Here is a 26,633-nt window from a genome sequence, read left to right as displayed (position 1 = left end):
TTCTAACAGACTTAGGCTTTAATCTGCTCTTTTATTGCTTAAAGCTGCCGTAAAGTTGAAATAACAAATCGACACTGTTAACTCTGAGTAATAATATAGTGACTTCAGGGACTAACGGACATCCTCAAATGCAAAGATTGCTAACCCAGCTGCTCTTCATCAGCTTATGCCTATTCTCCTCCATCATATCGGCAAATGATGAGCCACTTACGATTGAACTCAACAAGCTCCAAGGCGCCATTGATAACGATGTGACGGTACTCACTGGCACCAAGGGTGAAATAAAATCATTTCTGCAATATCGAATCAGCCGCAATGCAAGCTTGTTACAGGAAAAACTGAAGCAACATATTGAAGAAACACCCGAAAAGCTTGATTTACTAAAACCATATATCGTCAAACAACTCACATTTACCAATCAAGTTGAAGACTATTTTAAGACCCAAAGAGAAACCTTGATGGCTCAAGTGGGTGGGGATAATGACCGAAAAATCATGGTGCAATTGGTGCAGATCCAACGCGAGCAGGACAAGCTCTATGTTGCAGAGAAGCAACTGCTCACTTGGGCTGCAATGGCTGGTATTGATGTTGAAGGCGAGAATCAGCGGTTTGTTGAAGTACTCATCGACAGAGCTGATGATCTCGATAGCTTCGTTCACTACAACCAGTCGCGATTAGCACAAGCTGTAGCCGATGTAACGGTAGCAGGTAAGGACGCGAGTAGTGAACAAACTGCTGTGGTTGTTGAACTGAAAGAGCGCCTAGAGCAAAGTTCAACTAGCCTGTCGACTGCCATCGATCTATTAGATGAGCTTGGCCAAGATACAGCCATCTATAAGCAGACCTTATTCAGTATCTCAGGCGACATTACTCAAGATGTACTCAACTTTGAAGTTGCTAGCAGCCTGCTGAGTGAATGGGTGTCGATCGCCAAAAATCAAGCCTTAGAGAATGGCGCAAGCGTGATGTTTAAACTCATCATTTTTAGCTTAATCTTATTTCTATCAAGCTTGGTCGGCAAAATTGTTAAGCGCATCGTACAGAAAACGGTGAGTAACTCTAAACTTAAGTTTAGCTACTTGCTGCAAGACTTCTTTGTCTCGATGGTGGGGAAAGTCGTCTTTGCTTTGGGCTTATTGATTGGCCTATCACAGCTCGGGTTTGAGCTAGCACCACTGCTGGCAGGTTTTGGTATCGCCGGTGTCATTATTGGTTTCGCATTGCAAGATACGCTGTCTAACTTCGCCTCAGGCATGATGATTTTGATCTATCGTCCTTTTGATGTCGATGACCTCATTAATGCCGCAGGCGTTACCGGGCGAGTCAGCCATATGAGCCTTGTTTCAACCACGATTAAAACCCTGGATAACCAAAGATTAATCGTCCCAAATAATAAAATCTGGGGCGATACCATTAATAACATCACTGTCGAGCACCAGCGCCGTGTCGACTTAACCTTTGGTATTGGTTATGGCGATAGTATTGAACATGCTGAAAAAGTCTTAAACGATATCGTTATGGCACACCCTAAAGTATTGCAAGACCCTGAGCCAATGGTCAAGCTGCATGTTCTAGGCGAGTCTTCAGTCGACTTTATTGTACGCCCCTGGGTTAAGCCTATTGATTATTGGGATGTTTACTGGGATATCACCCGTGAAGTTAAAATGCGCTTTGACGCTGAAGGTATTAGTATTCCGTTCCCACAACGCGATGTACATATCTACCAAGCTACCTAGATTTTAGCTAAAAGCCCCACAAGCAATGGCTTGTGGGGCTTTGGATTTAAATGAAGCCACAAATTCTAACCGTGAAGCTCAACAACGACCTAAGCCAAACCGATAATGTCATCATTGCTATCGATGTCGATATTTAAGTACTCAGGGCGAATTCCCAAGCCCGGCATCGTCATCACCTTACCCACTAACGCCGTTATAAAGCCCGCACCCGCATTAAGCCTTAATTCATTGATAGGCAGTTCAAAACCGGTTGGAACCCCTTTTAAACTGGCATCATGGCTAATAGACATCGGTGTTTTAGCGATACAAACAGCTAAATTGCTATAGCCATGTTTACCCAGCCAGATCAGTTGCTGTTTGGCCTTCTCCGACATAGCAACACTCGCTGCGCCATAGCCAACCTCCGCTAACGTCATCAGTTTTGCTTCTAAGCTATCTTCAGTTTTGTATAAGCATTTAAACTCAGACTCTATTTGGCTAGCAGCGTGAACCACCTTGGCCAACTGGACCGCACCTTCGGCTCCACCAGCAAAAGCATCGCTAATTTCACAACCAAATGCATTGGTCTGTGCGACTCGCGCTTGCAGCCAATCAAGCTCTTCCGCCGTATCCGTTGGAAAACGATTGATAGCGACAACAACCGGGGCGCCGTATTGATGCACATTATTAATATGCCATTCTAAATTGGCAAAACCCGCTTGTAGACGAGTCATGTCGGCTTGGTCGATAGCGATATCCGACTCAACGCCACTATTAGCCTTAAGCGCCCTTAGCGTGACCACGACGACCGCTGCAGATGGTTTATAGCCAGACTCTCTTACTTTGATATTACTGAATTTTTCAAAGCCCATATCGGAGCCAAAACCCGCTTCGGTGACCACAACATCAGCCAGTTTCGCCGCTAATTTATCAGCAATAATAGAGGAGTTACCATGGGCAATGTTGGCAAATGGGCCCGCGTGAATAAAACAAGGATCGCCAGAGAGTGTCTGCATCAATGTTGGCTTGATGGCGTCACTCATGATAACCGTCATCGCACCTGCTACACCGATGTTCTCCGCGGTAATGGGGTTTGAGTCTAAGTCGAGTGCCAGCACCAGTCGTCCAACTCTTTGCCTTAGATCTTTAAGATCTTTGCTCAATGCCAGAATCGCCATCAACTCCGATGCTGCTGTAATATCAAAACCTGACGCATGTACTGGGCCATTGACCGCGCCAAGACCGACTTCAATCTGTCGTAGGCTACGCTCATTATGATCAACGACTCTGCGCCAGAGAATATTTTCGACATCGATATTGAGAGCCGTTAAACCAGATTCTTGGGTAAATGCGGCAGCACCTAGCCTTGTTTCATGGAACAGACGAGCATCTATAGCCGCTGCTGCAAGGTTATGCGCACTACTAACCGCATGTATATCGCCGGTAAGGTGCAAATTAAGCTCCTCCATCGGCACCACTTGCGCGAAGCCGCCACCTGCAGCGCCGCCCTTAATACCAAACACTGGCCCCATGCTTGGCTGGCGTATGCAGCCGCAGGCTTTTACACCAATGGCATTCATAGCCTGAGTTAAACCAACCGTTGTGACTGTTTTGCCTTCGCCAAAAGGGGTCGGCGTTACCGCTGTAACGATCACCAGTTTGGCATCAGGATTATCAGCCAAACGCTGGGCGACGCTGAGGGATACTTTGGCTTTATTGGCACCATAAAGAGACAGTTCGGAATCAATAATTCCGAGCTTAGCGGCAATGTCTGAAATAGGTTTGCAGACATGCTCACGGGAAATTTTTATATCTGACAGCATTAGTATGTATCCACTGTTTTATTTGAGGTAGGGTAGACTTGCGAGTGCAATATAGAGGATCGGCAACCGAGGTTAAATAGTGAGCGAATGCTATTTTAGCTTTTTGTAATCTACATCAATAAAATTATAAAAAAATAGCAAAAAGGCGCGATAACGCGCCTTTTCTAAAATGAGTCAGCTTTTATAAAAAAGTTATTTCGCCAGTCAAATGCGGACGTCGACCTTTTTGATCTCTTAACTCAAATATCAAGCTGTCTTGTTGTTTTTCAGCAGCAAAGCTGACATTACCTGGCATGAACAGGGGTAATTTAAAAGCAACATCTATCTTGCACGGTTTATCCACAATATCAGGCATAATTTCTGCGATACAGCGACCTTTAGACCACATACCATGTGCTAGAACGCGATCAAATCCAAAACGCTTGGACAATACCGGGTGCAGATGGATAAGGTTATAGTCGCCCGACGCTTTTGCGTAGCGGCGGCCCAAGTCTTCACTTAAACTCCATGCTTGTGCGGCGTCCCAATTGATATCACTCCCCCTAGGTGGGCGCATACGCTTAGTCTTGCCTTCGATACGATATAGGTAGGTTGACAGTGATTCCCACACCAACTCACCGGCGACAAACGCTTTTGATACCAATTCAAACTCCAAGCCTGAGTCTGTCATTTGGCTGGTCGTCAATGAACATTCAAAATCGTATTTTTCTGCCATCGTTGTTGGACGATATAAGGTAATGCTGTTCTTTAAATGGATCATTCCCAGCAAAGGAAATGTAATGGCATCATGAGTAAAGATCATGGCATGTAATCTAAATGCCATGACATACAAATAGGTTGGCGGCAACGTTTGACCATCAAAATCAAAACCACAAACTTGGGCATACTGCTCAACTTTATCTGCGGACAACGCCACATTTGGACTGCTAACGTTAATCATCGGCAGCGGCTGTTCATCCCAACCGGGTTTACGCCCAAAAAATATCTTTCGATAGAGCGAAAACAACGATGGCATAGCCTTTAAATCAACACAGTATTCTTTACTCAAACTAATCAAACCTTACATTAAAACACAGACAAAAAATAAGCGAGCGGCGGATTATACCCTAAAATGGCAAAAGCCGATAATCCCACTAACCACAGCTCGTTTGCCAACAGTTTTGACTGCTTACGCCTAAAGATTTCAAATAGGACTGTACACTTTTACTGCCAACTAAATGTCCAGCCCCTACGACCACGAATAGAGGTTGCACAGTGGTAGAAGAGCTCATCAGCTCGACCATTTTCTCTGCCATACCCTTATTGCGGTTCCACAGCATCCTCTCCACCATTTCAGTGTTACCTTCGCGCAGCATCTCCCCTTCCATTAAATCAGCCAACTCAGTTTCATCACCGCGGCGCCACGCCGAAATAAGTTTCAGCATATCTTCATCTGGCGCCTCTATCGCCTCGCGTACCATCTCCCACTGGGTTTCAGGACTAAAAGATGACAACAATTCAAATTGGAATTCGGTACTTTCGAGCTCGTACACCGGCCTATTATCTGCTTGAGCAACTAACACCGAATCCACACCGTAAAGCGCGCTATATCCCAAAGCGCTGTAGCGGCCAATGCTAAGCTGCATTGATTGTAACCAGGGGGCATAGCTGCTTAGAGCCGCACATAAACGGGCTTTATCTTTACAATAACTCGCTAATACGCCTTTTGTTTTATCATCAATGGGGAGCTTTGTAGCGCCATATTTTTGCAGTAAAGCAGGGACATTTGCATCGCGAACATCAGCCTCTACGACCAGGGCCTTTGATTTAGCAAACGCCTTTTCGATTTGATCCGCAAATGGATAAAAGTCAGTTTTACCAATATGAATAGATCCCAATAGATAGGCTGTTTGGCCTTGAAATGAGACTTGGTAAAAAGGCGGTTTATCGGTGGGTGCTGCACTAGCGATCTGAGCTGCAAATAGATAAAATGCAGCAACTATCGACAATAAAGCTTTCTGGATACTTGTTGCCAACATACTTGCCCCTTATAATTCAGCAAATTTAAAAATGAGAGGCTGTTATGCCACACACACAGGTTATCGAACAACTAAAAGCCAGTTTGCAAACCGCCTACCGTCAAGCTATCGATGCCGATACAAGACTCGACGCGCTAAAAAAAGCCGGCCACGTTAAGTTTAATACTATTTTTACTAAGGACGAGGGCTTTTCTACCAGTAGCAATCGCTTTCAGCCCTATGTACAAGAACTCGCCGCTGAAATCGATGCGATGAGCCGCGAACCTGACACCATGGAAAATCTGTTAGAAGGCTACGTGCGTAAGCTTGGCTTATTATTGCAAACAATGCAGACTTTTAAAGCCAACACAAAATAGCCTAGCGGGCTTGCCAATCCATTAGCAAGTTAGACACTGACCTTACAATAAGGTCATCTAAAGCGTTAGAATTGTTAATGGATTTTTTTTGTCATCTAAATGTAACTCAAACGTCATACTATTTTCTACTTATTAAATATTGAGTAGAGTATATGACCGCCATTGATGATCTTGGCGCGGGATATTCCGGGTTAAGGCTGTGGTCAGAGCTTGCAGCGGATTACGTCAAAATAGATAGGCATTGAAACAGAAAAGGAGCTCGCGGTATGAAAACAGCTGGGGATTGTGTACTGCCAAGGCTACCTACTGGGTCGGCCAGAAGCATCACCAAACCGAAGCATTCCCCTCAAAACCAACATCGAGCCCACCTCTCGCCACATTCCGTTTGCTAACTCGGCAGCAAGTAACAAAGGCCAAACAAGCAGGTTGCTCGTTTAGCCTATTTCAATTGCGCCAAAAAAAGTGCCTAAGCTTATTGCCTGTAAGCAAAGTTATAAGTTTAAAGCTTTGGCTTAATCGTATCTTTTAACCACGATGTCAGTAAGGCATTTTCATAGCGGTTAGGCCTACTACTATTCTTATGAATAGAGTACATAAAATTAAGGTCGGTTAACTTTTCATTGCCAGCAATGATGACCTGCTCACCCTCAGTAACTTTATAACTAAAGGTGATACGTGGTGGATAAATATCTTTGACTACACGTAGATCATGCATGGTAGCGCCAAATGTTGGTCTTACATCGCCTGCTAAATCTAGGTCCGTCACTACCATTTCTAGCTTTTGGTTAGGCTGCAGAATTTTAGCGGCTTCTTTGTTCAAGTTTTTTGTTAACTCTTCAAACGTACGTTTTTCAAAACGTGATTGAATCTCACCACCAGATCTTACATCGCGAAAGCTCTTTGGATCTTGCCATTCAACTTTAACAATGCCGTTTTCGGTGACTGGATTTTCAACGGCTTCATCTTCAGCCCATGTTGAAGCAGATAGCATAGAACCCGATAGTAATAGTCCTGCAACGAGTATCTGTTTTACATTCATAATTGACTCCATGGTTGAACAAAGGGGTAGACTCTATTTCACAATAATAGTCGATCTAAGCTGAATAAAGGCTTAATGTAAAATGCTTAACAAACCACCAGTATCATATTAGTAGACCACACTATATGCCGATTGGTTGCATCAAATTGCATCAGAACTTGCCTTAGCTAACCAAACTCAAAGCTTAGTTTGCATTATTAGTACTACACATTATGCTGTCTGAAATAAGCCACCACCTCATACATTGGAAATCGTGCCATGCAGAAACTCGCTCCTGTCATCTTTGTGATCCTGTTGTTTACAGGTTTAACTTGGACAATTGTTAGCATCAATCAATCAGAACAAACCTCATCTTATGAAACCTGGTCCTCGTTCATTTATAAGGGTGGCTATAACTCAAGCCGATATGAAAAGACCGATGATTTCGACGACTACCCAAGCTGCAAGGCATTTTCAGAGCAGCAGTCAAAGCGACTCAACAATGTTGTTTGGGAGTGCGGCCTTAATTGTAGCTTTGACTCTATGAGACAGGGGTATCACTGCAAAACAATGACTAATGAGTAGCTAGGGGCTTAGCGATTCAAACTCAACCATAGCCATTATAAACTTAAAAAATCAAGTACAAAAAACACTCCATCAGTAAGCAGCTGTTTCTAATTCATAAAAATCTAAACCTCCAACCAATCGGCCGACTGCTCGTTTTTCGTTCAGCTTTGGTACATGAAGTTTTCGATAACATACGTATCAAGCAAACACAGCCCCAGAGGAAAACCTGTTAACTGACTGCCATAACGCAGTCGTTAAGAGCAAACGGTTCCTAAACGGGTTACTGATTAATATTTGGAGTCCAATATGAACTATTCAAACATGACAACACTGCCATTTTCTGGCCCTATGGCATTTATCGCAGCAATCATTCTTTCACTTAGCTTCATCACTCAAGCAAATGCCAATGACCATGACTTTACAGCAGCGCAGCAAGCCGCTGTCGACGGTCACTTTGAAATTCTTGCAGATCAACAAACTCAATCAGATCAAGAGTTAGACAGTAAATTACAGGCTGATTTTGATGACCAAGTCAATGACTCAGAAGAGGAGTTTATGCAACTGACTTGTGAAGCTTACGGATATGATTTCGACAGTGAATTGAGTGCTTGTATCGAGTAAGTTAGTATAACAAAAACGAGGCATAGCCTCGTTTTTTCGGGTATAGGCATTACATACCTAGAGTGCTCACAGAACTCGATAGACTAAAATGGAAAAGCGGCGCTCAATATTGGATACGTCGTTTTTAACTGCTTTTTCTTATGGGAAAACTTCTTTCCCGCTGGCGAAGCTTGTCCAGAAGACACATAAGGCAGTTCATCATCGCCGCGATCTTCATAGAGCTGACCCGCGATCAAGTCATACTCATCAAGGAAAGGATAGGCATAACCGTCTTTCTCCGGCCATTCAAGTAATTTACCCAGCTCATCGGGCGCTGCAACAACGATGTCGTACCACTGCTTTCCAAGTGAGATCAAAAAACAACGAAACTCAGCAAAAGCATACTCTGAATCACAGCCGGTAATGATGTAAGCCGCTCCCCACACAGACCATGAATAGGAGCGACGCATTTGTTGGCCAAAGATCTTATCAAAATCACGCAACTCATCATTACTCAGCGGGCCCAACTTTTGCTTTAATGATTCGGCTAAATCCGTTTGGTTTTGCTGAGGAGATGTACGGGTAACCAATTCCCAAAACTGCGACTCTGTCATTTTGCTCTCTAAAATAGGTTGATATAACGCTATTCTAGCGTAATACCCAATAAAATAGTCAAGCGCAACGATAAAACTAAGTTAACAATTTCGTGCTCGATTAAGTGGACTCTGCCCATTGATTTTTTTACACTCACCGCACAACACTTAAGCGTTATGACTTATTTTAGGTATTTAATGAAGAAACCCCACCCAATACTGGCTATTTTAATGTTTTTCTATGTTTTACTCGCCTTTGCTGCGTTATGGCGCACCGCGACGACACAATCATTCGACCTGTTCACCCTAGGTGTGTTTCCAGTGTTGTATGGGCTTGTGCAACGTCGCTTTTGGGCTGGGGTGGTATTGAAGATATATCTGGCAATTCAGACCGTGGCACTGCTAGCACTGGCGACTGCTGCGGTCATTGCTTATCAAATTACCCCTGAAGATGTGAAGGTTGTTTTCCAAGGGCGCAATATTCCTATTAGTGCCATTGTTATCACGGCATTCATTGCCATGAGCTTCCAGTACTGGGTCGCCTTCAGCCAAAAAACAAAACATTACTTAAAACAAGAAGAATAAGTTTCAATAGCAGAAAAATCACAGCGTATTATAATGATGCAAATCAACCATATGAAAATAATAATAATAACAAGTGGTAAAGCTATTTATGAACGAATTACACCCTAGCGAACTCTCCATTCTACTGGTTGAACCATCAGATACCCAACGTAAAATCATTGCTCACCGATTAGCCCAAGAGGGCGTCAAACAGATCCAAACGGCCACCAGCATTGAGCAGGCCCTGAGTATTATTAAACGCCACCAGCCCGATCTCGTCGCCAGTGCAATGCACTTTGCAGATGGCACCGCGCTAGAGCTGCTACAACAACTCAAATCATCACCTCAGTTTAGTGATATTCAGTTTATGTTGGTCTCTAGCGAGTGCCGCCGAGAGCAGTTAGAAAGCTATCGTCAGTCAGGCGTTGTCGCGATTCTCCCTAAGCCGTTTACTTCAAGTCACCTAGGAAAAGCGCTCAATGCAACTATCGACCTATTAAGTCATGATGAGCTGGATCTCACCCACTTCGATGTGCAGAATCTACGAGTACTGGTGGTCGATGACAGCAAGATGGCAAGAAATGTCATCAAACGTACCATTACCAATCTTGGCTTACGCATGATAACCGAAGCTCAAGATGGCCAAGAAGCTATTGAAATAATGCAGCAGCAGATGTTTGACCTTGTCATCACTGATTACAATATGCCCAGTGTTGATGGCTTAGCATTAACTCAATTTATTCGTAACGATAGTGATCAATCTCATATTCCTATTCTGATGGTGTCATCAGAAGCGAACGAAACCCACCTAAGTAACGTTTCACAGGCAGGTGTGAATGCACTTTGTGATAAGCCTTTTGAGCCCCAAGTTGTCAAACAAATCCTCTATCAACTGCTCGAAGAGTAGAAAAACTGAGAAATCCTTCCTGTTTTTGACTTTAAAAGCCATTTCATAGGCTTAAAGCGCTTTTCAAATGCAAAAGCTTGTGGCATGTTACATAACGCTACTAACAATAAATCTACGGAAAGAAGAGACGATTCAAATGAATAAGACTGAACTTGTTGCAAAAATGGCTGAATCTGCGGAATTAACGAAAGCTGAAGCCGCACGTGCATTAAAATCTTTTGAAGAAACTGTTGCAGAAGCGATGAAGAATGGAGAGAAAATCTCTATTGTTGGTTTTGGCTCTTTTGAAACATCAGAGCGTGCAGCTCGCATAGGTCGTAACCCACAGACTGGTAAAGAGATCCAGATCCCTGCGGCGACAGTACCTAAGTTTAAAGCGGGTAAAGCGCTTAAAGACAGCGTTAACTAATCACAACTCTTGTGATTTATATAAAACCTCCTTATTAGGAGGTTTTTTTATATCTGTTCTTTGGCTTGCAGTGCCATCTCAGCTTAAACTTTGCACTAATCCAGTGCCACCCGCCCTAAATTGAATCAATTCCGATAACAAGACAGCCTACATAACAATTAAAGACCTGTTTCATAAGGCTAATTTTTTTGGCTTACTCCTTGCTACACCCTCTATGCGTTTAAAAATAATAATTTTCATAGGGGAAGAGAATGAACAAGCTATTTATCAATACCGCTACGCTTGCAGCTACTGCGCTAATGAGTTTAGCGGCGCATGCCGCAGTAGAGGCCAATATAGGTGCCACATCTAACTACTTATGGCGCGGTATTACTCAAACCAATGATGCCGCTGCCGTTCAAGGTGGCATTGATTACAGCCACGATTCAGGCTTCTACGCTGGAACATGGGCATCTAATGTCGATTTTGGTAACGAGACCAGCTACGAGATTGACTTTTATGCTGGCTTTGCTGGCAGCATAGGTGAGGAATTTGGTTATGACATAAACTATCTTTATTATGCTTACCCAGATGCGGATGATAGCGTTGATTTTGGCGAAGTCACAGCGGCGGTGAGTTGGAAATGGATCGAAGTTAGCTACAGCCATGTGGTCAACGCAGGCGGAGACGTCACAGGTGATCCCACACTAGATGAAAAAGAGATGGGCTATGTGCAAACAACATTGAGCTACCCTATCTCAGACACCCTCTCTATTGCTGCGCACTACGGTTACTCAACCGGTGATGTGGTAACGGCTTGGTACAGTAGCGAGGATTACGCTGACTATTCGATTGTACTGAGTAAAGATACAGATTTTGGTAGCGTCTCTTTCAGGGTAAGCGATACCGACTTAGAGGATGATGACGCCAAAGTACTTGTCGGTTATAGCTATAGTTTCGACTTGTAATATCTATCAAACTTTAGATAATAGACCAGCGGTTGCACCGCTGGTCTAAACTACTTCGAATTTCACTAAAATCACGCATATTGAGCTAGCACGGGACTAGAACTCCTTTTTATTAACGGTTGTCGCAGTTCTTTCTCAACCGCAGAAAACACCATCAGTCTAAAATATTGCTCATTAGCACTTCCGATAATCTAAGCATATATTTTCAGTTTTAAGTTATTAAATTCCACAAAAATCACCTATCACACCTTTTTATCGCTTTTTATTGAACAAACTGTAATTTTGTTACATAGATCGCATATTTTTGCCTGACCTCCTGCTAAATTCCTTCTTAAGCGCTCACTAATGTGGCTTGTAATAATGGCCAATGTGAGCACGATAAAATCTGTTATTAACCTAGCGGTATCAATAATATTTTCTTTATTCGACAACCATAAAATGTCAGGAAAATAGGTACTCAAATAAGAGGAATTCGTGATGGCTCAGATATTAGATTTTGTGCCCAACGATGTAGAAGTGGAATCATTTACAGCGCCCAAAAACAAAAAGGCTGCTGATGATTTAGCGCATCAGAAAGATGTAAAGAAACGCTTAGAGGCTTATTTAGAAAGAACCCAGCTCAACAGAGCGATAGGCGAAGATGAATTTTGGGCTTAATACCCCTGGTATAAGCGTAAAAAAGCTCCTGAATCAAATCCAGGAGCTTAGTCATATCACATCAGCAAAAATCACATAAAAAGCTTACTGCTCAGCAGCTTCTGCTTCACGCTTCTTAAGGAAGTACTCTTTCGTCAACGCAAATACCACAGGACTGAGTAATGCCAAGGCGATTAAGTTAGGTATTGCCATCATCGCATTCAATGTATCTGCGAGCAGCCAAATAAACTCTAACGAACTTACCGCGCCTAATGGCACTACGATTGTCCAAAGAACTCTAAAGGGCTTAATGGCCTTCACACCAAACAAGAACTGCACACATTTCTCGCAGTAAAAGCTCCAACCTAATATGGTTGTGAATGCAAACACACTCAAGGCGATGGCCACCACATAATTACCTAATGGAAACGCTTGAGAGAAGGCAAAAGAGGTCAATGCGGCGCCATTTTCACCAGAGGTCCAAGCGCCGGAGACAATAATCGCTAAACCGGTAATCGTACAAACGATTAAAGTATCAATGAACGTCCCTAACATCGCCACTAACCCTTGAGCTACTGGGTTATTGGTTTGCGCTGCAGCGTGAGCAATTGGCGCACTACCAAGACCGGCTTCGTTAGAAAACACACCACGTGCCACACCAAAGCGAATCGCTGCCCAAACTGCTGCGCCGGCAAAACCACCCTGAGCCGCGACAGGGTTAAAGGCACTGTGGATAATCAGTTGAAAAGCGGCTGGAATTTCAGCAGCATAAACCACCAACACTGCGATACCAGCGCCGATATAGAATATCGTCATAATCGGTACAAGTTTACCGGCAACATCAGCAATACGTTTAATGCCGCCCATCAATACTGCACCAACTAGCACCATCAGTACCACACCGGTAACCCAGGTCGGTACGCCAAAGTTACTGCTTAACGCATCAGCGACAGAGTTAGCCTGTACGGTGTTACCAATACCAAATCCTGCCAGAGCACCAAACAACGCAAATGCAGTGCCTAACCAAGCCCACTTAGCGCTAAGACCATTTTTGATGTAATACATTGGGCCACCGACGTGGTTACCATTGTCATCAACTTCACGATATTTAACCGCGAGCACTGCTTCTGCAAATTTGGTTGCCATGCCGACTAATGCCGTACACCACATCCAAAAAAGTGCACCAGGGCCACCAATAAAAATAGCGGTAGCAACACCAGCAATGTTACCGGTACCTATCGTTGCCGAGAGTGACGTCATTAGCGCGTTAAACGGGCTAATCTCACCCTTCATGTTCTTATCTTTGTCAGGAATACGACCAGACCATAACAATTTAAAGCCAGTGCCTAGTTTTAAAATTGGCATAAAACGCAGACCAATAGTGAGGAATAACCCTACCCCTAAGATCAAGACCAGCATAGGAGTCCCCCACACTACATCGTTGATCATGCCAATAAATTCAGTAATAGCTTCCATTCAAACCTCGTCGATACAGATTATTTATAGTTATTTTTTATCGTTTTATTTTTAGGATTTAGGGCTTTTTGATCTTCCCCAACCAGAGCAAGGTCAAAAGGTCCTAACCAGTTGCGCCAGTTCAAACAATACACATCTGCGCAAACAGAGTACAACGAAATGTTAACCTTTGAAAAGACTGCAACCAAGAAAGGCAGTTGAGCAAAATGATAATGGCGCTATTAAACGAGACAAAGTAATTTATAAAGCAGAGTTTGTTCTAGGCAACTTAAAAGAGATTAAATAGGTCAACAGCAAAAAAAACGTTGAGACGGCTAAACAAGTCCCAAGTCCGGCAACTTGATAAACCCAGCCAGACAGTAGCGTCCCGACCAGCCTACCCATAGCATTCGCCATATAGTAAAAACCAATATCGAGCGATACACCATCATCACCGGCGTAACTCACGATAAGATAGCTATGCAACGATGAGTTGATAGCAAACACAGCGCCAAACAGCATCAACCCTGTGATTAATGCAAACTGCGGCTGCAGCCAACCAGTAAACATTACCGCAGCTAATATTGCAGTGACCAGTGTTAACAATCCGGCCCATCGCGTAGCGGTAGCACCATCAGGCGTCTTTGCACCACGACCTCGAGTCAATAGCGGCGCAGCAGACTGCACCACACCATAACCGATAACCCATAGTGCTAAAAAGGAACCAACACTACTGTGTTCCCAGCCTAGCTGACTGGCCAAAAACACCGGCAGAGCGATCACAAACCACACATCTCTTGCGGCGAATAAAAATAAACGTGCTGCCGATAGAATATTAACCCGACGGCTTTTAGAAAATATCTCGGTAAACTTAGGCTTAGATTTTGCCCTACCTAAGTCCGCTTTCAAGTTCAATACACTGTATAACCAAACAATAAACAGCAGTGCTGCCATGATGGCTACAGCACCTGTAAAACCTACTAGCGTTAATAACAGGCCGCCTAAAAAGAACCCTGCACCTTTAAGTGCATTTTTCGAACCGGTAAGCATCGCAACCCAGCGATAAAGCTTAGCTTCAGCATCTTTGGGGACTAAGGTTTTAATCGCACTTTTAGCGCTCATTTTATTGAGATCTTTTGCTATCCCAGAAAGCGCCTGCGCGGCCATAACCCAAGCTACTGTTAGCATAGCGCTCGGCAGCAATAACATCGACAGCGCGACGATCTGCAAGCCTAAGCCGATGTTCATGGTGCGATTAAGACCCAACCTAGCCCCTAACCAGCCGCCAACAAGATTAGTAATAACGCCGAAGATCTCATAGAACAGAAACAACATGGCAATCGCTAACGGGGTATAGCCTAAATCATAAAAATGCAGCACCACCAACATACGCAGCGCGCCATCGGTTAAGGTAAATGCCCAGTAGTTTCCCGTCACCAGCAAGTACTGACGAATACTCTCAGGCAACAAATGATATTTTGCTAACACAGATTTACCTACCTATCAAAAACGATTATGAGCAACTTGGTCACAAGGAACCAAGGTAAAGCCCCCTCAAATAACTTGCCCCGTCACCAGCAGCAGATATTGACGAATACTCTCAGGCAACAAATGATATTTTGCTAACACAGATTTACCTACTTATACCTATCAAAAACGATTATGAGCAACTTGGTCACAAGGAACCAAGGTAAAGCCCCCTCAAATAACTGCCCCCGTCACCAGCAGATACTGACGAATACTCTCAGGCCGCAGACCGATTATTCTTTTACCGTCTTTGCCTTCTCGGCTTTCCTCTGCTCTTCCGGCTTTAATCCTGCTTTATCCGGCTCTATCCTGCTTCACCTATCACTGAATCCAACTTCCCCGTCACCAACAGATATTGACGAATACTCTCAGGCCGCAGGCCGATTATTCTTTTACCGTCTTTGCCTTCTCGGCCTTACCCTGCTCTTCCGGCTTTAATCCTGCTTTATCCGGCTCTATCCTGCTTCACCTATCACTGATCCAACTTCCCCGTCACCAACAGATATTGACGAATACTCTCAGGCCGCAGGCCGATTATTCTTTTACCGTCTTTGCCTTCTCGGCTTTCCTCTGCTCTTCCGGCTTTACCCAGCTCTCCCTGCTTTCCCCTGTTTCTCCTATGATTGATCCAACTTCCCCACCATAATCGCTAGTTCAGCAGTGCGGTTGGCATATCCCCACTCATTGTCATACCACACATACAACTTCACTTGCGTGCCATTCACCACCATCGTCGATAGCGCATCTATGATGCTCGAGCGCGGATCGGTTTTGTAATCAACCGATACTAATGGACGCTCCTCAAAACCAAGAATATCTTTCAGCTCTCCTGCTGCGGCTTCTTTTAGTAAGGCATTAACTTCTATTTCAGTTGTCTCACGCACCAGCTCAAAAACACAATCTGTTAGCGAGGCGTTGGCAAGTGGGATACGCACAGCGTGGCCATTGAGCTTACCTTTAAGCTCAGGGAAAATATGAGTAATAGCAGTAGCGCTGCCGGTGGTGGTTGGTATCAGACTTAAGCCACAAGCGCGGGCACGTCGTAAATCTTTGTGAGGGGCATCGAGAATCGTTTGGGTGTTGGTAATGTCATGTATGGTGGTCATCGAACCATGTTTAATACCAATTTTTTCATGAATGACTTTTACCACTGGCGCTAAACAGTTAGTGGTGCATGACGCCGCAGTTACAATAGGGTGAATATCTTTATTGTAGAGGTCTTGATTGACGCCCATGACCACGTTAAGCACGCCATCTTCTTTTACTGGCGCGGTAACAACCACTCTTTTAACGCCTTGATCAAGATAGGCTTGCAGCAAGGCTTTGGTTTTCATCACCCCAGACGCTTCAATCACCACATCGCAATTTGACCAGTCAGTCGCGGCAATGGTTTTATTGCGGCTGGTAGTGATACGACGCTGACCAACAACAATGTCATCACCTTCGGCTACAGCCTCCTCGCTCCAACGACCATGTACCGAATCAAATGTCAGCAAGTGCGCCAATGTAGCGGCATCACCCGCGTGGTCATTAATCTGTACAAACTCGACATCCTGATTGTGCCAAGCCGCTCTTAATGCCAAACGCCCCATTCTGCCGAAGCCATTTATTCCAATTTTGATTGTCATTGTCGTTTCTCAACCTTAAATATGATTAAACCCAAATAGACTTTTTTAACTCAAATAAGTCCTACTAAGCTGTGGATGCTTCATCTGCAACAAACAGATGTCGACTGCGATTGAATATTGCCACTAGCGATAACATCACCGGCACCTCAACCAGCACCCCCACCACCGTGGCAAGAGCTGCTCCCGAATGCAGGCCAAACAATGATATCGCCACCGCAACGGCCAACTCGAAAAAGTTAGAGGTGGCAATCATGCAGGCCGGAGCGGCGATTTTATGGCTTAGCTTCATTTTCTTCGCCGCGTAGAAAGCGATAAAAAAGATCCCATAAGTTTGGATCAGTAACGGGATAGCAATTAGAAAAATATCTTGCGGTTGACTCATAATGGTTTCGGCTTGGAAGCCAAACAGCAATACCACGGTAGCTAGCAATCCAACCATAGACCAAGGCTTTAGTTTGCCTACAAATGCACTTAGTTGGTTATCACTGCCCCTCTTCTGTAAAAAATGACGTGTAACCACTCCCGCAACTAACGGTAGTACCACATAAAGACCAACTGATGACAGCAATGTCGCCCAGGGGACTTGTATATCACTCACGCCTAACAGCAGTGCGGTAATAGGCGCAAAAGCGACCACCATGATCAGGTCGTTCACTGACACCTGTACTAGCGTGTAATTGGGGTCACCTTTAGTTAACTGGCTCCAGACAAATACCATTGCAGTACAAGGCGCTACACCGAGTAAAATCATTCCGGCGATATATTCAGTGGCCGTTTGTGGGTCCACTAAATTGACAAAGAAAACCTTAAAGAACAGCCAAGCCAACGCTGCCATCGTAAAAGGTTTAATCAGCCAATTAATCACTAACGTTAGCACGAGTCCCTTTGGACTTTTACCTACATCCTTTACTGCTGAAAAATCAATTTGTACCATCATAGGGTAGATCATTACCCAGATTAAAATGGCAATGACCAAATTAACATGGGCGTACTCGAGCCCTGCAATCAGTGCAAATCCAGCAGGCATTACATTGCCCAGTAGCACTCCGATAACTATAGCAAGACCGACCCACACACTTAAATAGCGCTCAAAAATACCCATAATCTATACCTTATCGCAATAGTCATTATCGAATTAACAGCAACGTAATGCTCTTTCTGGGCGATCGCCCATCTGTAACAGCATGGCTAAGTTAGTCTCTATTAACTCAGGTTGTTGCTGGGCTAGCGTTTGCAAAATGTCATTTGCCCATAGTGGTAGTTCTGGATTGATACGATAAAAAACCCATTGCCCCTGACGTCGATCAACTAACAAGCCCAGTTTTCGCAACTGCGCTAAATGGCGCGAAATTTTGGGCTGGATCTCATCGAGTGCCGTCATCAACTCACAAACGCACAGCTCTGATTCCGACTGGATCAGCAATAAACTGCGTAGTCGAGTGTCGTCGGCGAGTGCTTTAAAAAAGGCTAGTGGTGTCATAGTGTGCTCTTTGCAAACAGTGTTTCGAAAACTAATTTAAGCAGTGTTTTCTTCACTTAAAGAATATACGGCAAATAGTATATATGTTTTTTCATATATTCAAGTGGCAATGACTTATTTTATAAAACAAGGGGAAGTTTGAACATAGATCGCGTAATAAGCTTAGCAAGCCAGTTAACAGAGAAGGCAACACAGAACAGTGACATGCAGATAAATAAAAAAGGGCTTCCAATGGAAGCCCTTATTACAATCAATCACAGCTATTTAGCAGCCGATAATGATTAACTTAACGGACTAAATTGACATAGAAAATTTAACTACCTGCGATTTTCATTTTGTCCATCAAGATCCCGCCAGTACGGATCGACGAGCGTAAATCTCTGTCTTTGGCGACGGCTACAATATTGCTGTACATATCTTTTAGGTTGCCAGCAATGGTGATCTCTTCAACGGGATATAAGATAACGCCATTTTCAACATAGAAACCAGCAGCGCCACGTGAATAGTCGCCCGTGACACTATTAACCCCTTGCCCCATCACCTCGGTAACAATGAGTCCAGTACCCATCTCTTTGACGAGCTCATCAAACGTTTGCCCAGTTGATGACAACGTCCAGTTATAGATCCCACCCGCATGGCCGGTATTTTTCAGGCCTAACTTTCTCGCTGAGTAACTGGTCAGTAGATAAGTGGCCAATCGACCATTATCAATAATCTTACGATCTTGAGTCGCGACGCCTTCGCTGTCATAAGCGGAACTGGCTAATGCACCGACCAATTGCGGTTGCTCATCAATACTAAACCAATCCGGAAAAACCTGAGTATCGATAGCATCTAACAAGAAGCTAGACTTACGGTAGATGCTACCGCCACTAATCGCGCCCACTAGGTGCCCCATCAATCCGCTCGCAATCTCAGGAGAGAATAAAATCGGTAATTGAGTGGTCGCAATTTTTCGGCCGCCTAAACGCTCTGCCGTTTTTTTGGCTGCTGAAGCTCCAACCCACTCAGGTGCTAACAGCTCACTGTATTTTCTCGCTATCGTATAGTCATAGTCACGCTGCATGGCGCCATCAATCTCACCAATAGCAACACAACTTAAGCTATATCGAGAACTGCAATATCCATGCAGAAAACCATGACTGTTGCCATATACTTTTACACTTGAATGGGCACTGGCGCTGGCACCATCAGAGGTTTGCACCCGTTTATCAGTGTCGAGTGCAGCCTCTTCGGCCAATACCGAAATGCGGGTTAACTCTTCCGGTGAAATGTCTTGCGGATGGTAAAGATCGAGTTCTGTAAACTCGGTTGCCATCAGTGATTTATCCGCTAGACCATTATAGGGATCGGCTGAAGTAAAACGGGCAATATCGTCGGCCGCTTTTACCGCTTGTTTAATGGCTGCAGGACTGAGATCTGAAGTCGAAGAGCTCCCCTTACACCCCTCTCTAAAGAGTGTGATCCCCAGTGCACCATCTTTATTAAACTCAACTGTCTCAACCTCTTTCATACGAGTTGAAACAGATAGACCTTGCTGCTTACTAATAGCAACTTCAGCACCTGAGGTGCCTAAGGTTTTTGCATATTCCAGTGCCATTGAAACGGCGTCTTGGAGGGAATCTAATTCGATATCAATGCTAGGTGAGGACACAAATCTACTCTTCAATAATCGGTAATGACATAAGCATAACAAACCCAAAAACCAATCACATTAAATAATACCAATCTCATTAAATATCTGGTCAGTTCAGAGCCGCTCAGGCTTTTCAATTCAAGGCGCATTGGTGAAGAAATGGTTATTTCCTTTTAAGTCAATGCAACGCAGAAGTGGAACGCCTGAGTGGCTCACGTAGTGCGGGCTTCAAAGCCCTGTATGCTATGTTAGATACTTTCGATATAGAATAACTATTAGCTTCAATCATCTGCCTTGCCTACAGGGCTTTGAATTCCCGCTGAATGATCACGTATTTAGTTAAATTGGTATAACTGCCTCAGTTTACTTTTTAGCATACTCTCAACTCACCTAGATAAAATATGGCAGGTCAACTGGCTTTATAAATGTTATTATTAACTTAGTATTTGTAAGAGATTTTAGATATGAAGATTGTCGGTGACTCAGAACATTTCCACCAGCCCTATGACAAAGATGATGACTACGAAAGCAGAGCCGATGCTAAACGTGAAATCGCCATCTACCAAGAGTTAGGTAACAAACTGATTTTACTTAGTAAAACACAGATTGAAAGACTTAATCTTGATGAAATAGTCTATGACAATGTGTTAAAGGCTAAGACGATTAAGATCAATACTGAAGCTTATCGTCGCCACCTGCAATATATTGGTAAATTGATGCGCTACGTCGATATTGAAGAGCTACAGGTCAATATGAAAAACGTGCTTAATCAAAATAGTAATGAAAGTGCTAAGACTAACGTTGCAGATAAAGCCCGAGATCTACTGATCAGCGAAGGTGACACTGCAATTCAGGCATTGCTTGAGAAGCATCCAGCGCTTGAAAGACAAAAGTTACGTCAATTTGTCCGTCAGACAAAAAAAGAGCTCACTAAAAATGCTGATATTGCTTTATCAAAAACAGCAAAAGAGTTTAGTAAATATATCCGTAACGAAATCACAGAATAATCGTTACAATCTAGACATTAGCTCGCTGAATAAGTAGATTATTCAGCGAGCTATTTTTTTGCTCAACGGTAAATGCTAACAGTATCGTTTTGACCAAATTAGTTACCCCTTCAAACAGTACTATCATAGTTGCACAAGGAATTTGCGAATGCGCCTCACCAAAAAGCTGGCCGCCATCCCCTTCACTCTTTTATGTTTATCCGTATTAAGCGGCTGTAATGGCGCTTCAGGTGATAACGAAGATCCGGACACCGGAGGCAATTACAGCCTCGCATTAAGCTTTAAAACCGTTGAGAATGGTGTTTGCGCCGCAGCGACCGATACCCAAAGTTTTGATACTACCGACTCTTTTTGTGCAGTAGCCCAGTTAACACAAGACAGCAGTAACAGAAGTGGAAAACTCATCTCATTTGCAGCTTCTTTTGGCGAGTTATCTGCACCCAATAAGCTAACCGATTCCAACGGCTTAGCCGAAGTAATCATTAGTAATGCTGCCGGTACTGAAAATGCTGGCACATTAGCAGCTAACTTTGCTGAAGGTGAAGCTACAGCCGATGCTAGTCGTAACTATGAATTCACTCAATCCACTGCACCATCAGAGCCGACATTTACTCTTAACAGCGCGATACTTAATGGCACCAATGTAGTCACTCAGTTTAAGGCTGATGAAACGGTACAGTTGCAAGCTCAGTTTTTGGATGAACAAGGACAAGGTGTTGCGGGAAAGAAGGCAACCTTTACTGCGGGCAGCGCTAACTTAAACCCAAGCTCAGCGCTGACAAAAGAAAATGGCATAGCCCAAGTAAGTTATACCCCGACTGACAGCGAGCTTGGCGCCGCCAATATGTCAGTCACACTTGAAGATAATGACAAGACATACCAAAGCTCTGGGCTATACGAAGTGTTAGCTAAGGATGCTGTCAGTGATGATGGAATTATTGTCATTGGCTATTTTGAAGGTGATACCTTTAACGAAAACTCACTTGCTACCACTCTTCCACTCGATAATGGCAGCTATACCGTTAGCGCCGGTGGCACATTTGGGATCACTGCTGATTTAGCGAGCAAAAATGATGACGGTAGTTATACTCGTCTGCAAACACCAACCAGTGTTAACTTCAGCTCGAGCTGTGTTCAGAGTAACAATGCCAGTATTGACTCACCCGTCACCACACTATCTGGTACAGCAAGCACCACATACCAAAACACCAGCTGCAGCGGAAATAGCGAACGTGATGACCAAATCATCGCAACGGTTACAGCGGGCAACCGAATACTCACTGCAACACTCGACTTTACCCTTGCAAGCCAGACACTCGCTAACTTAAGTTTTGTCTCTGCAGAACCGGCATCATTACGCATTAAAGGCGCAGGCGGCACAGGTTCAAGTGAGTCATCACTTATCACCTTTAAAGTATCTGATGCTAATGGCCAGGTTATCGCCCAGCAACAAGTTGATTTCTCGCTTGATACCACAGTAGGTGGCATTAGCTTTGCCAATAGTGCAGCGACCACCACCAGCACCAGCAACTCTGCCGGGCTCGTCAGTGCAACGGTATTATCAGGCACGGTGCCAACACCAGTGCGTGTTGTCGCAACAGCAACAAACAATAGCGAGTCAGTCACCAGTCAGTCTGAACAGTTAACCATTAATACTGGTTTACCACAGCAACTGGGCTTTAGTGTGTCAGCAGACTTATTTAACCCTGAAGCGGGTGACTTCAATGGTGAAAAGGTATCGATTACTGCTTACGCATCAGACAGTTTTGGTAACCCCGCACCGGATGATACCACTATCAACTTTACCGCTGAAGGTGGTCAGATCGTATCAAACTGCTTAACCGTTAATGGCACCTGTAGCGTCGAGTGGACATCGGCCAACGCCCGAGTGCCTGAGCACCGCATTACCGTGCTTGCCTACGCCTTGGGTCATGAGACCTTTTTCGATACCAATGGTAATAACGTTTTTGATAATAAAGTTACCGATCCAATAGAACTAGATGATGGCAGCAAAATCATCGAAGCTTGTTTAAAGTCTAACGGTGATACAACCGTATGCTCAGGTAATGGTATGGATATTGAAACTTACCATTCAGAGGGCTTCGTCGATTTGGGTGATGCATTTCGTGATGATAATGAAAACAAAAAGTATGATTTAGGTGAACCCTACTTTAATACAAGTTCTAATAGTGAATATGTTTGCTTAGATGTAGATACCGATGGAACATGTGGGGATAACAAGTTCAATGGTCCTCAGTGCCAAACGTCAGATATTGAAAACGGGCTTTGCGGCCAAGGGCAAGCTAATAAAACCTATATCCGTAAAGCGCTTATTTTGACAATGTCTGGCTCGCAAGCGCATTTTGAGATACTGCAAGATGGGGTCACCATCTATAGCGACGGTGATGATGCATCAACCATTACCACCAACGCCATTGCTGCTGGAGCTTCATCTATATTCAGCGTGCGCTTCTTCGACAGTGCAAATCAGATAATGCCTGCGAAGACCACTCTGACAACGACCGCCTCTCAAGGTGAATTAGATTCAGATCTGTTCGAGGTGCCAAATCGTAATGGCATTGGCGGCAACAGCACCAGCTTTATGCTCAGCAACGACATCGACCCCGCGAGCGGTGAAGCAGATAAAACAAGTAGCGTATCGATTGAAGTCGTTACTCCTAAAGCCGTTAAGTCGACAATAGGCTTTGGTGTTGAACTGACAGGAACTTAAGCTTTAAACTGTTTTGAGTAAAGCATCAAAAAAGCCCGCTGCAATATTATTGCAGCGGGCTTTCGCCAATCTAAATCAAAGTTATAACCGTACTTAAATATATTGATAAAATCGTCAGGAAAACACTCAATAACCTTAGCGCTCTGCCAAAGAATACTATCGTAGCCTTTCAGCCAAACGAGCTTCGTTGATATCAACGCACGGTGTAGTATTAAAACGGTCACTATCCGTTATGCCCAGTTCACTTATAAAAGTCATTCTATTTGGATGCATACTTCGTAAGATAGCAATAGTGCCAGCAAAGTCATTGATGGCTGCTTTTGGTGGGACTTGTACTATGATGCCTAGTTTCTCTTGCTCGCCCTCTATCCATTTCGATAACGCTTGGTAACGCTGTTTAACTTTCTCATTTGAGTTAACCAAAAGCATATTAGCTTCTATATGTCCTTCAAAAGGATCCCTTGAGGTTATAGCTAGATAAGGGGTAAGGCCGCCCACGTTATAATGATCTACACCCCATTGGGCGTAAACCAGTGCATTAACGAGATGTTCTGTAGCCTCTTGAACATCACCAGTACGGCGAAAGTTCGTTTTGGCGGTGGACAATGTTCTTATTACTAAGTACTCAAGTGCATAATAAGATGCACCTTGAACCAATAATTTATTAGCGATTTCATCTATAAGTTTAGTATTGCCATAGGATGACTGAAGCAATGTCACCATTGCCCACTTATCACCACCAGATGCTAACAATTCTAACTGTTCAATGGGGAGTTCTTGATACGAAGCGACAAAACTGTTATTCGGATAACTCTCGTCATCAAAATCCATAGCGTTATAACTCTTTGCGCTCGCTCTGCCTTGGTACTCATTCCAGTCTTCAACTTGGGATTCAGCAAGAAGAATGTCATTAGGATCAAGCTCAATATTAGCGAGACACCACTCTTCATCAAAACTCTTTTTACTTGGCTCAGCAGCCGGCGGTTTAATCAGCTGTGGAGTTTGTCCTTTTAAAGCGGACGTATTAATTTTTGCAACAGTCGCTTTTTCTGCAATAAAAACTTCATCATGCTGTGAACTTGAAGCTGCCAAGCTTAAGTGCTCTGATATATCAGTTTGATTGGAGTTCATAAAAATCAGCCAACCGATTAGGCATAACCCGCTACACACTATAACCCTGAATAGTAATTTGTTTTTCATTTGACTTGATTCCTTCACTGAATTTAGGGGCAATTCACAGCACGGCTTGCTTGAAAAACATTACATACATCAATACCGTTATCCCTTTTCGATGCAGCTAAATCTTTACACTGGTTATACTCATCAATGGATATACCTGCATCAACAAATACAGCATTACCACCTGTTGAAATAGTTGCTTGGCCAAGGCAGTCCATTTGAAGAGTGGTTGCGTAATTGGCCGTCTTCGTCGCTCTACAAATCGCATATTGGACAGCGCTTTTCTCTAAACAAATCTGCCGTTGAGTTTTAGCGGTGGCAGTAGAGGAACTATCGCTGCCATTATTACTTCCCTGACTCCCAGATCCTCCTCCCAGATCGCCTGAACCACTACCTTGATCTCCACTCCCCCCACAATCAGTGCAAGGTCTATGTTCGGGCATAGGTTTTGGGCGTTCAACACACAAATCACCGCCGAAACAACCTTCGTCAGCCACCGCCAAATTTAAAATAGTTAGACTGTTAAAGTTATAAGGTTTGAGGTTTGAGGTTTGAGGTTTGAGGTTTAAAGAAATATTACTTAGAATTAATACCATAACTAGAAAGTTAGATATTTTAATAGCTTTATTCACTTAAATTCCTTATTTAAAAGACTAATGCTCTTCCTGAGCGTCAGTTATGCTATTAGAGTCGGGTTAGCATGTCAATCAGAAGCTAAGCGGGTTTTAACCCCCCAATACGCCAATACAAAGTAAACTGCTGTCATCGCCCATAACTGCAACCACTGCGGCATGATGCTCTGCCATGATGCGCCCATTTGATTAAGCTCTAACATTGCCATAATTCCAGGTACCGCCGGGAATATTTGTGATATCGCCACCACAGAGTCTGGGATCAAGGCCGTTGGCCACACAAAGCCTGACACAAACAAAATTGGCATCGAGACCAGCAGTAATACTTGAGTAGGCAAGTCGCGTCGGCTGAATAGACAACTAAATGCAATCCCTGCAGCAGTCGTAGACAGTAGAAAAGGCAGTAGCAATAATGCCACCGTGCTGAAGCTCGCCTGTAAACTCACCTCATACCAATAGTAGCAATAGCCGACATAGAAGCTGGTTAACAGTGTATAGATACACATAAAGGCCGCCATGCGACCACAGACTAATTTGAGCGGACTCACTTGCTGCCAATAGCCAGTCTCTTTCCACTGGCTCGCGCCAAGAATACTGGTCCCAATCAACAAGGTTTGATGCAATATCAATAGAAACAAGCCCGGCACAACATAAGGGGTGTAACCTAAACTCGGATTAAAAGCGGGAATACTATTGAGCTTAACCACATTCAGGCTCAGCTCTGCCGCTTGAGCGCCGTGTCCTTGAGCGAGTAGCCCCAAACGCTGCACACTCTTGCCAGCATCAAGACCTACTGAAATAAGCCCTTCAGCCACGGCAGAGTAAATTAAAAAATAACTCGCATCGCCGCCGTAACTCAATGTCACGCCGCGGCCCAGTAATAGATCGCGCCTAAAATCTGCAGGAATAACCAACAGCCCATGGGCGCGGCCAGATTCTATCCAGCTTTTGGCCTCATCGATTGAGCCTACCTTGGCAATCACTGCAATTTTGGCACTGGCATCGGCGTGGCGAATAAGCTGGCGGCTTAATGACGAATGGTCGTGATCAACCACCACCAGCTGCTGCTCGGTCGGCACTTGATTAAGGTAGGGTAGCGGATAAAGAATAGCGTAAAAAAGTACCCCGCCGAATACCGTTAGCACTATGGTTTTATCAGCCAAAATAGCTTTTAATTCGCTGATAATAAGCTGTAAGAAGCTCAT

Annotated in this window: 25 protein-coding genes and 1 pseudogene; 12 read left to right on the top strand and 14 right to left on the bottom strand. The window is 44.0% G+C overall.

The genetic code is table 11. From position 1 onward, the window contains the following. Positions 1-128 precede the first annotated feature (128 nt). Positions 129-1,736 carry a mechanosensitive ion channel family protein gene (locus L2755_RS10790; RefSeq protein WP_248980699.1) on the top strand — a complete coding sequence of 536 codons (1,608 nt, stop codon included), beginning with the start codon at positions 129-131 and terminating at the stop codon, positions 1,734-1,736. An 89-nt stretch (positions 1,737-1,825) separates the two neighbouring features. On the opposite strand, the gene L2755_RS10785 is transcribed toward L2755_RS10790, so the two are convergent. From L2755_RS10785 to L2755_RS10775, 3 genes are all read right to left on the bottom strand, one after another. Beyond that, positions 1,826-3,538, bottom strand: coding sequence for a formate--tetrahydrofolate ligase (locus L2755_RS10785; protein ID WP_248980698.1), 1,713 nt, complete (start codon positions 3,536-3,538; stop codon positions 1,826-1,828). 181 nt (positions 3,539-3,719) lie between these two features. Next, positions 3,720-4,553, bottom strand: coding sequence for a MaoC/PaaZ C-terminal domain-containing protein (locus L2755_RS10780; RefSeq protein WP_248980711.1), 834 nt, complete (start codon positions 4,551-4,553; stop codon positions 3,720-3,722). Between the two features lie 118 nt (positions 4,554-4,671). Beyond that, a complete protein-coding gene (locus tag L2755_RS10775; RefSeq protein WP_248980697.1) occupies positions 4,672-5,556 on the bottom strand; it encodes a TraB/GumN family protein in 885 nt (294 codons plus the stop codon). A gap of 44 nt (positions 5,557-5,600) precedes the next feature. Here L2755_RS10775 and L2755_RS10770 point away from each other — a divergent pair, with 44 nt between their 5' ends. Continuing rightward, complete coding sequence (locus tag L2755_RS10770) at positions 5,601-5,912, top strand: prephenate dehydrogenase (RefSeq protein ID WP_248980696.1); 312 nt, start codon at positions 5,601-5,603, stop codon at positions 5,910-5,912. 149 nt (positions 5,913-6,061) lie between these two features. Further along, positions 6,062-6,320: pseudogene (locus L2755_RS10765) on the top strand (GGDEF domain-containing protein); the annotation flags it as partial. A gap of 91 nt (positions 6,321-6,411) precedes the next feature. On the opposite strand, the gene L2755_RS10760 reads toward L2755_RS10765, so the two are convergent. Further along, positions 6,412-6,936: a DUF3016 domain-containing protein gene (locus tag L2755_RS10760; RefSeq protein ID WP_248980710.1), complete on the bottom strand. Its 525-nt coding sequence runs from the start codon at positions 6,934-6,936 to the stop codon at positions 6,412-6,414. Positions 6,937-7,209: 273 nt separating this feature from the next. On the opposite strand from L2755_RS10760, the gene L2755_RS10755 reads away from it, so the two are divergent. Beyond that, a complete protein-coding gene (locus tag L2755_RS10755) occupies positions 7,210-7,515 on the top strand; it encodes a hypothetical protein (protein ID WP_248980695.1) in 306 nt (101 codons plus the stop codon). A gap of 288 nt (positions 7,516-7,803) precedes the next feature. Continuing rightward, on the top strand, positions 7,804-8,118 hold the full coding sequence (locus tag L2755_RS10750) for a hypothetical protein (protein WP_248980694.1): 315 nt from the start codon (positions 7,804-7,806) through the stop codon (positions 8,116-8,118). Between the two features lie 83 nt (positions 8,119-8,201). Here L2755_RS10750 and L2755_RS10745 read toward each other — a convergent pair whose 3' ends face one another. Then, positions 8,202-8,711, bottom strand: coding sequence for a DUF4240 domain-containing protein (locus tag L2755_RS10745; RefSeq protein ID WP_248980693.1), 510 nt, complete (start codon positions 8,709-8,711; stop codon positions 8,202-8,204). A gap of 177 nt (positions 8,712-8,888) precedes the next feature. Here L2755_RS10745 and L2755_RS10740 point away from each other — a divergent pair, with 177 nt between their 5' ends. From L2755_RS10740 to L2755_RS10720, 5 genes are all read left to right on the top strand, one after another. Further along, positions 8,889-9,275 (top strand): hypothetical protein, encoded by a 387-nt coding sequence (locus L2755_RS10740; RefSeq protein WP_248980692.1) that lies wholly within the window; start codon positions 8,889-8,891, stop codon positions 9,273-9,275. Positions 9,276-9,363: 88 nt separating this feature from the next. Next, on the top strand, positions 9,364-10,161 hold the full coding sequence (locus L2755_RS10735) for a response regulator (RefSeq protein ID WP_248980691.1): 798 nt from the start codon (positions 9,364-9,366) through the stop codon (positions 10,159-10,161). A 136-nt stretch (positions 10,162-10,297) separates the two neighbouring features. Next, entirely contained in the window at positions 10,298-10,570 is a 273-nt protein-coding gene (locus tag L2755_RS10730) for an HU family DNA-binding protein (protein ID WP_248980690.1), read from the top strand. 251 nt (positions 10,571-10,821) lie between these two features. Next, the gene (locus L2755_RS10725) at positions 10,822-11,517 is read left to right on the top strand and encodes a TorF family putative porin (protein WP_248980689.1); all 696 of its coding nucleotides are present in this window, start codon (positions 10,822-10,824) and stop codon (positions 11,515-11,517) included. A 477-nt stretch (positions 11,518-11,994) separates the two neighbouring features. Beyond that, positions 11,995-12,174 (top strand): hypothetical protein, encoded by a 180-nt coding sequence (locus L2755_RS10720; protein WP_248980688.1) that lies wholly within the window; start codon positions 11,995-11,997, stop codon positions 12,172-12,174. Between the two features lie 84 nt (positions 12,175-12,258). On the opposite strand, the gene L2755_RS10715 is transcribed toward L2755_RS10720, so the two are convergent. The 6 genes from L2755_RS10715 to pmbA all read right to left on the bottom strand — a co-directional run bounded on the left by L2755_RS10715 (position 12,259) and on the right by pmbA (position 19,897). Beyond that, positions 12,259-13,629 carry an alanine/glycine:cation symporter family protein gene (locus L2755_RS10715; RefSeq protein ID WP_248980687.1) on the bottom strand — a complete coding sequence of 457 codons (1,371 nt, stop codon included), beginning with the start codon at positions 13,627-13,629 and terminating at the stop codon, positions 12,259-12,261. Between the two features lie 240 nt (positions 13,630-13,869). Next, positions 13,870-15,096, bottom strand: a complete 1,227-nt coding sequence (gene arsJ / locus L2755_RS10710; RefSeq protein WP_248980686.1) for an organoarsenical effux MFS transporter ArsJ — start codon at positions 15,094-15,096, stop codon at positions 13,870-13,872. A 656-nt stretch (positions 15,097-15,752) separates the two neighbouring features. Beyond that, positions 15,753-16,763 carry an ArsJ-associated glyceraldehyde-3-phosphate dehydrogenase gene (locus L2755_RS10705; protein ID WP_248980685.1) on the bottom strand — a complete coding sequence of 337 codons (1,011 nt, stop codon included), beginning with the start codon at positions 16,761-16,763 and terminating at the stop codon, positions 15,753-15,755. Positions 16,764-16,827: 64 nt separating this feature from the next. Further along, positions 16,828-17,865, bottom strand: coding sequence for an ACR3 family arsenite efflux transporter (gene arsB / locus L2755_RS10700; protein WP_248980684.1), 1,038 nt, complete (start codon positions 17,863-17,865; stop codon positions 16,828-16,830). A 33-nt stretch (positions 17,866-17,898) separates the two neighbouring features. After that, a complete protein-coding gene (locus L2755_RS10695; RefSeq protein ID WP_248980683.1) occupies positions 17,899-18,243 on the bottom strand; it encodes a metalloregulator ArsR/SmtB family transcription factor in 345 nt (114 codons plus the stop codon). Positions 18,244-18,556: 313 nt separating this feature from the next. Continuing rightward, complete coding sequence (gene pmbA, locus L2755_RS10690) at positions 18,557-19,897, bottom strand: metalloprotease PmbA (protein WP_248980682.1); 1,341 nt, start codon at positions 19,895-19,897, stop codon at positions 18,557-18,559. Between the two features lie 446 nt (positions 19,898-20,343). Here pmbA and yjgA point away from each other — a divergent pair, with 446 nt between their 5' ends. Both yjgA and L2755_RS10680 read left to right on the top strand, forming a co-directional pair. Next, positions 20,344-20,886, top strand: a complete 543-nt coding sequence (gene yjgA, locus L2755_RS10685) for a ribosome biogenesis factor YjgA (protein WP_248980681.1) — start codon at positions 20,344-20,346, stop codon at positions 20,884-20,886. 148 nt (positions 20,887-21,034) lie between these two features. Next, positions 21,035-23,617, top strand: a complete 2,583-nt coding sequence (locus tag L2755_RS10680) for an Ig-like domain-containing protein (protein WP_248980680.1) — start codon at positions 21,035-21,037, stop codon at positions 23,615-23,617. Between the two features lie 156 nt (positions 23,618-23,773). Here the strand turns inward: L2755_RS10680 and L2755_RS10675 are convergent, their stop codons facing one another. The 3 genes from L2755_RS10675 to L2755_RS10665 all read right to left on the bottom strand — a co-directional run bounded on the left by L2755_RS10675 (position 23,774) and on the right by L2755_RS10665 (position 26,633). Beyond that, entirely contained in the window at positions 23,774-24,817 is a 1,044-nt protein-coding gene (locus tag L2755_RS10675) for a hypothetical protein (protein ID WP_248980679.1), read from the bottom strand. A 23-nt stretch (positions 24,818-24,840) separates the two neighbouring features. After that, complete coding sequence (locus L2755_RS10670; protein ID WP_248980678.1) at positions 24,841-25,428, bottom strand: hypothetical protein; 588 nt, start codon at positions 25,426-25,428, stop codon at positions 24,841-24,843. Positions 25,429-25,499: 71 nt separating this feature from the next. Next, entirely contained in the window at positions 25,500-26,633 is a 1,134-nt protein-coding gene (locus L2755_RS10665; RefSeq protein WP_248980677.1) for an ABC transporter permease, read from the bottom strand.

It is taken from the genome of Shewanella abyssi, assembly GCF_023284025.1.
Lineage (GTDB): Bacteria > Pseudomonadota > Gammaproteobacteria > Enterobacterales > Shewanellaceae > Shewanella > Shewanella abyssi.
This window is presented reverse-complemented; position numbering and strand designations above follow the sequence as displayed.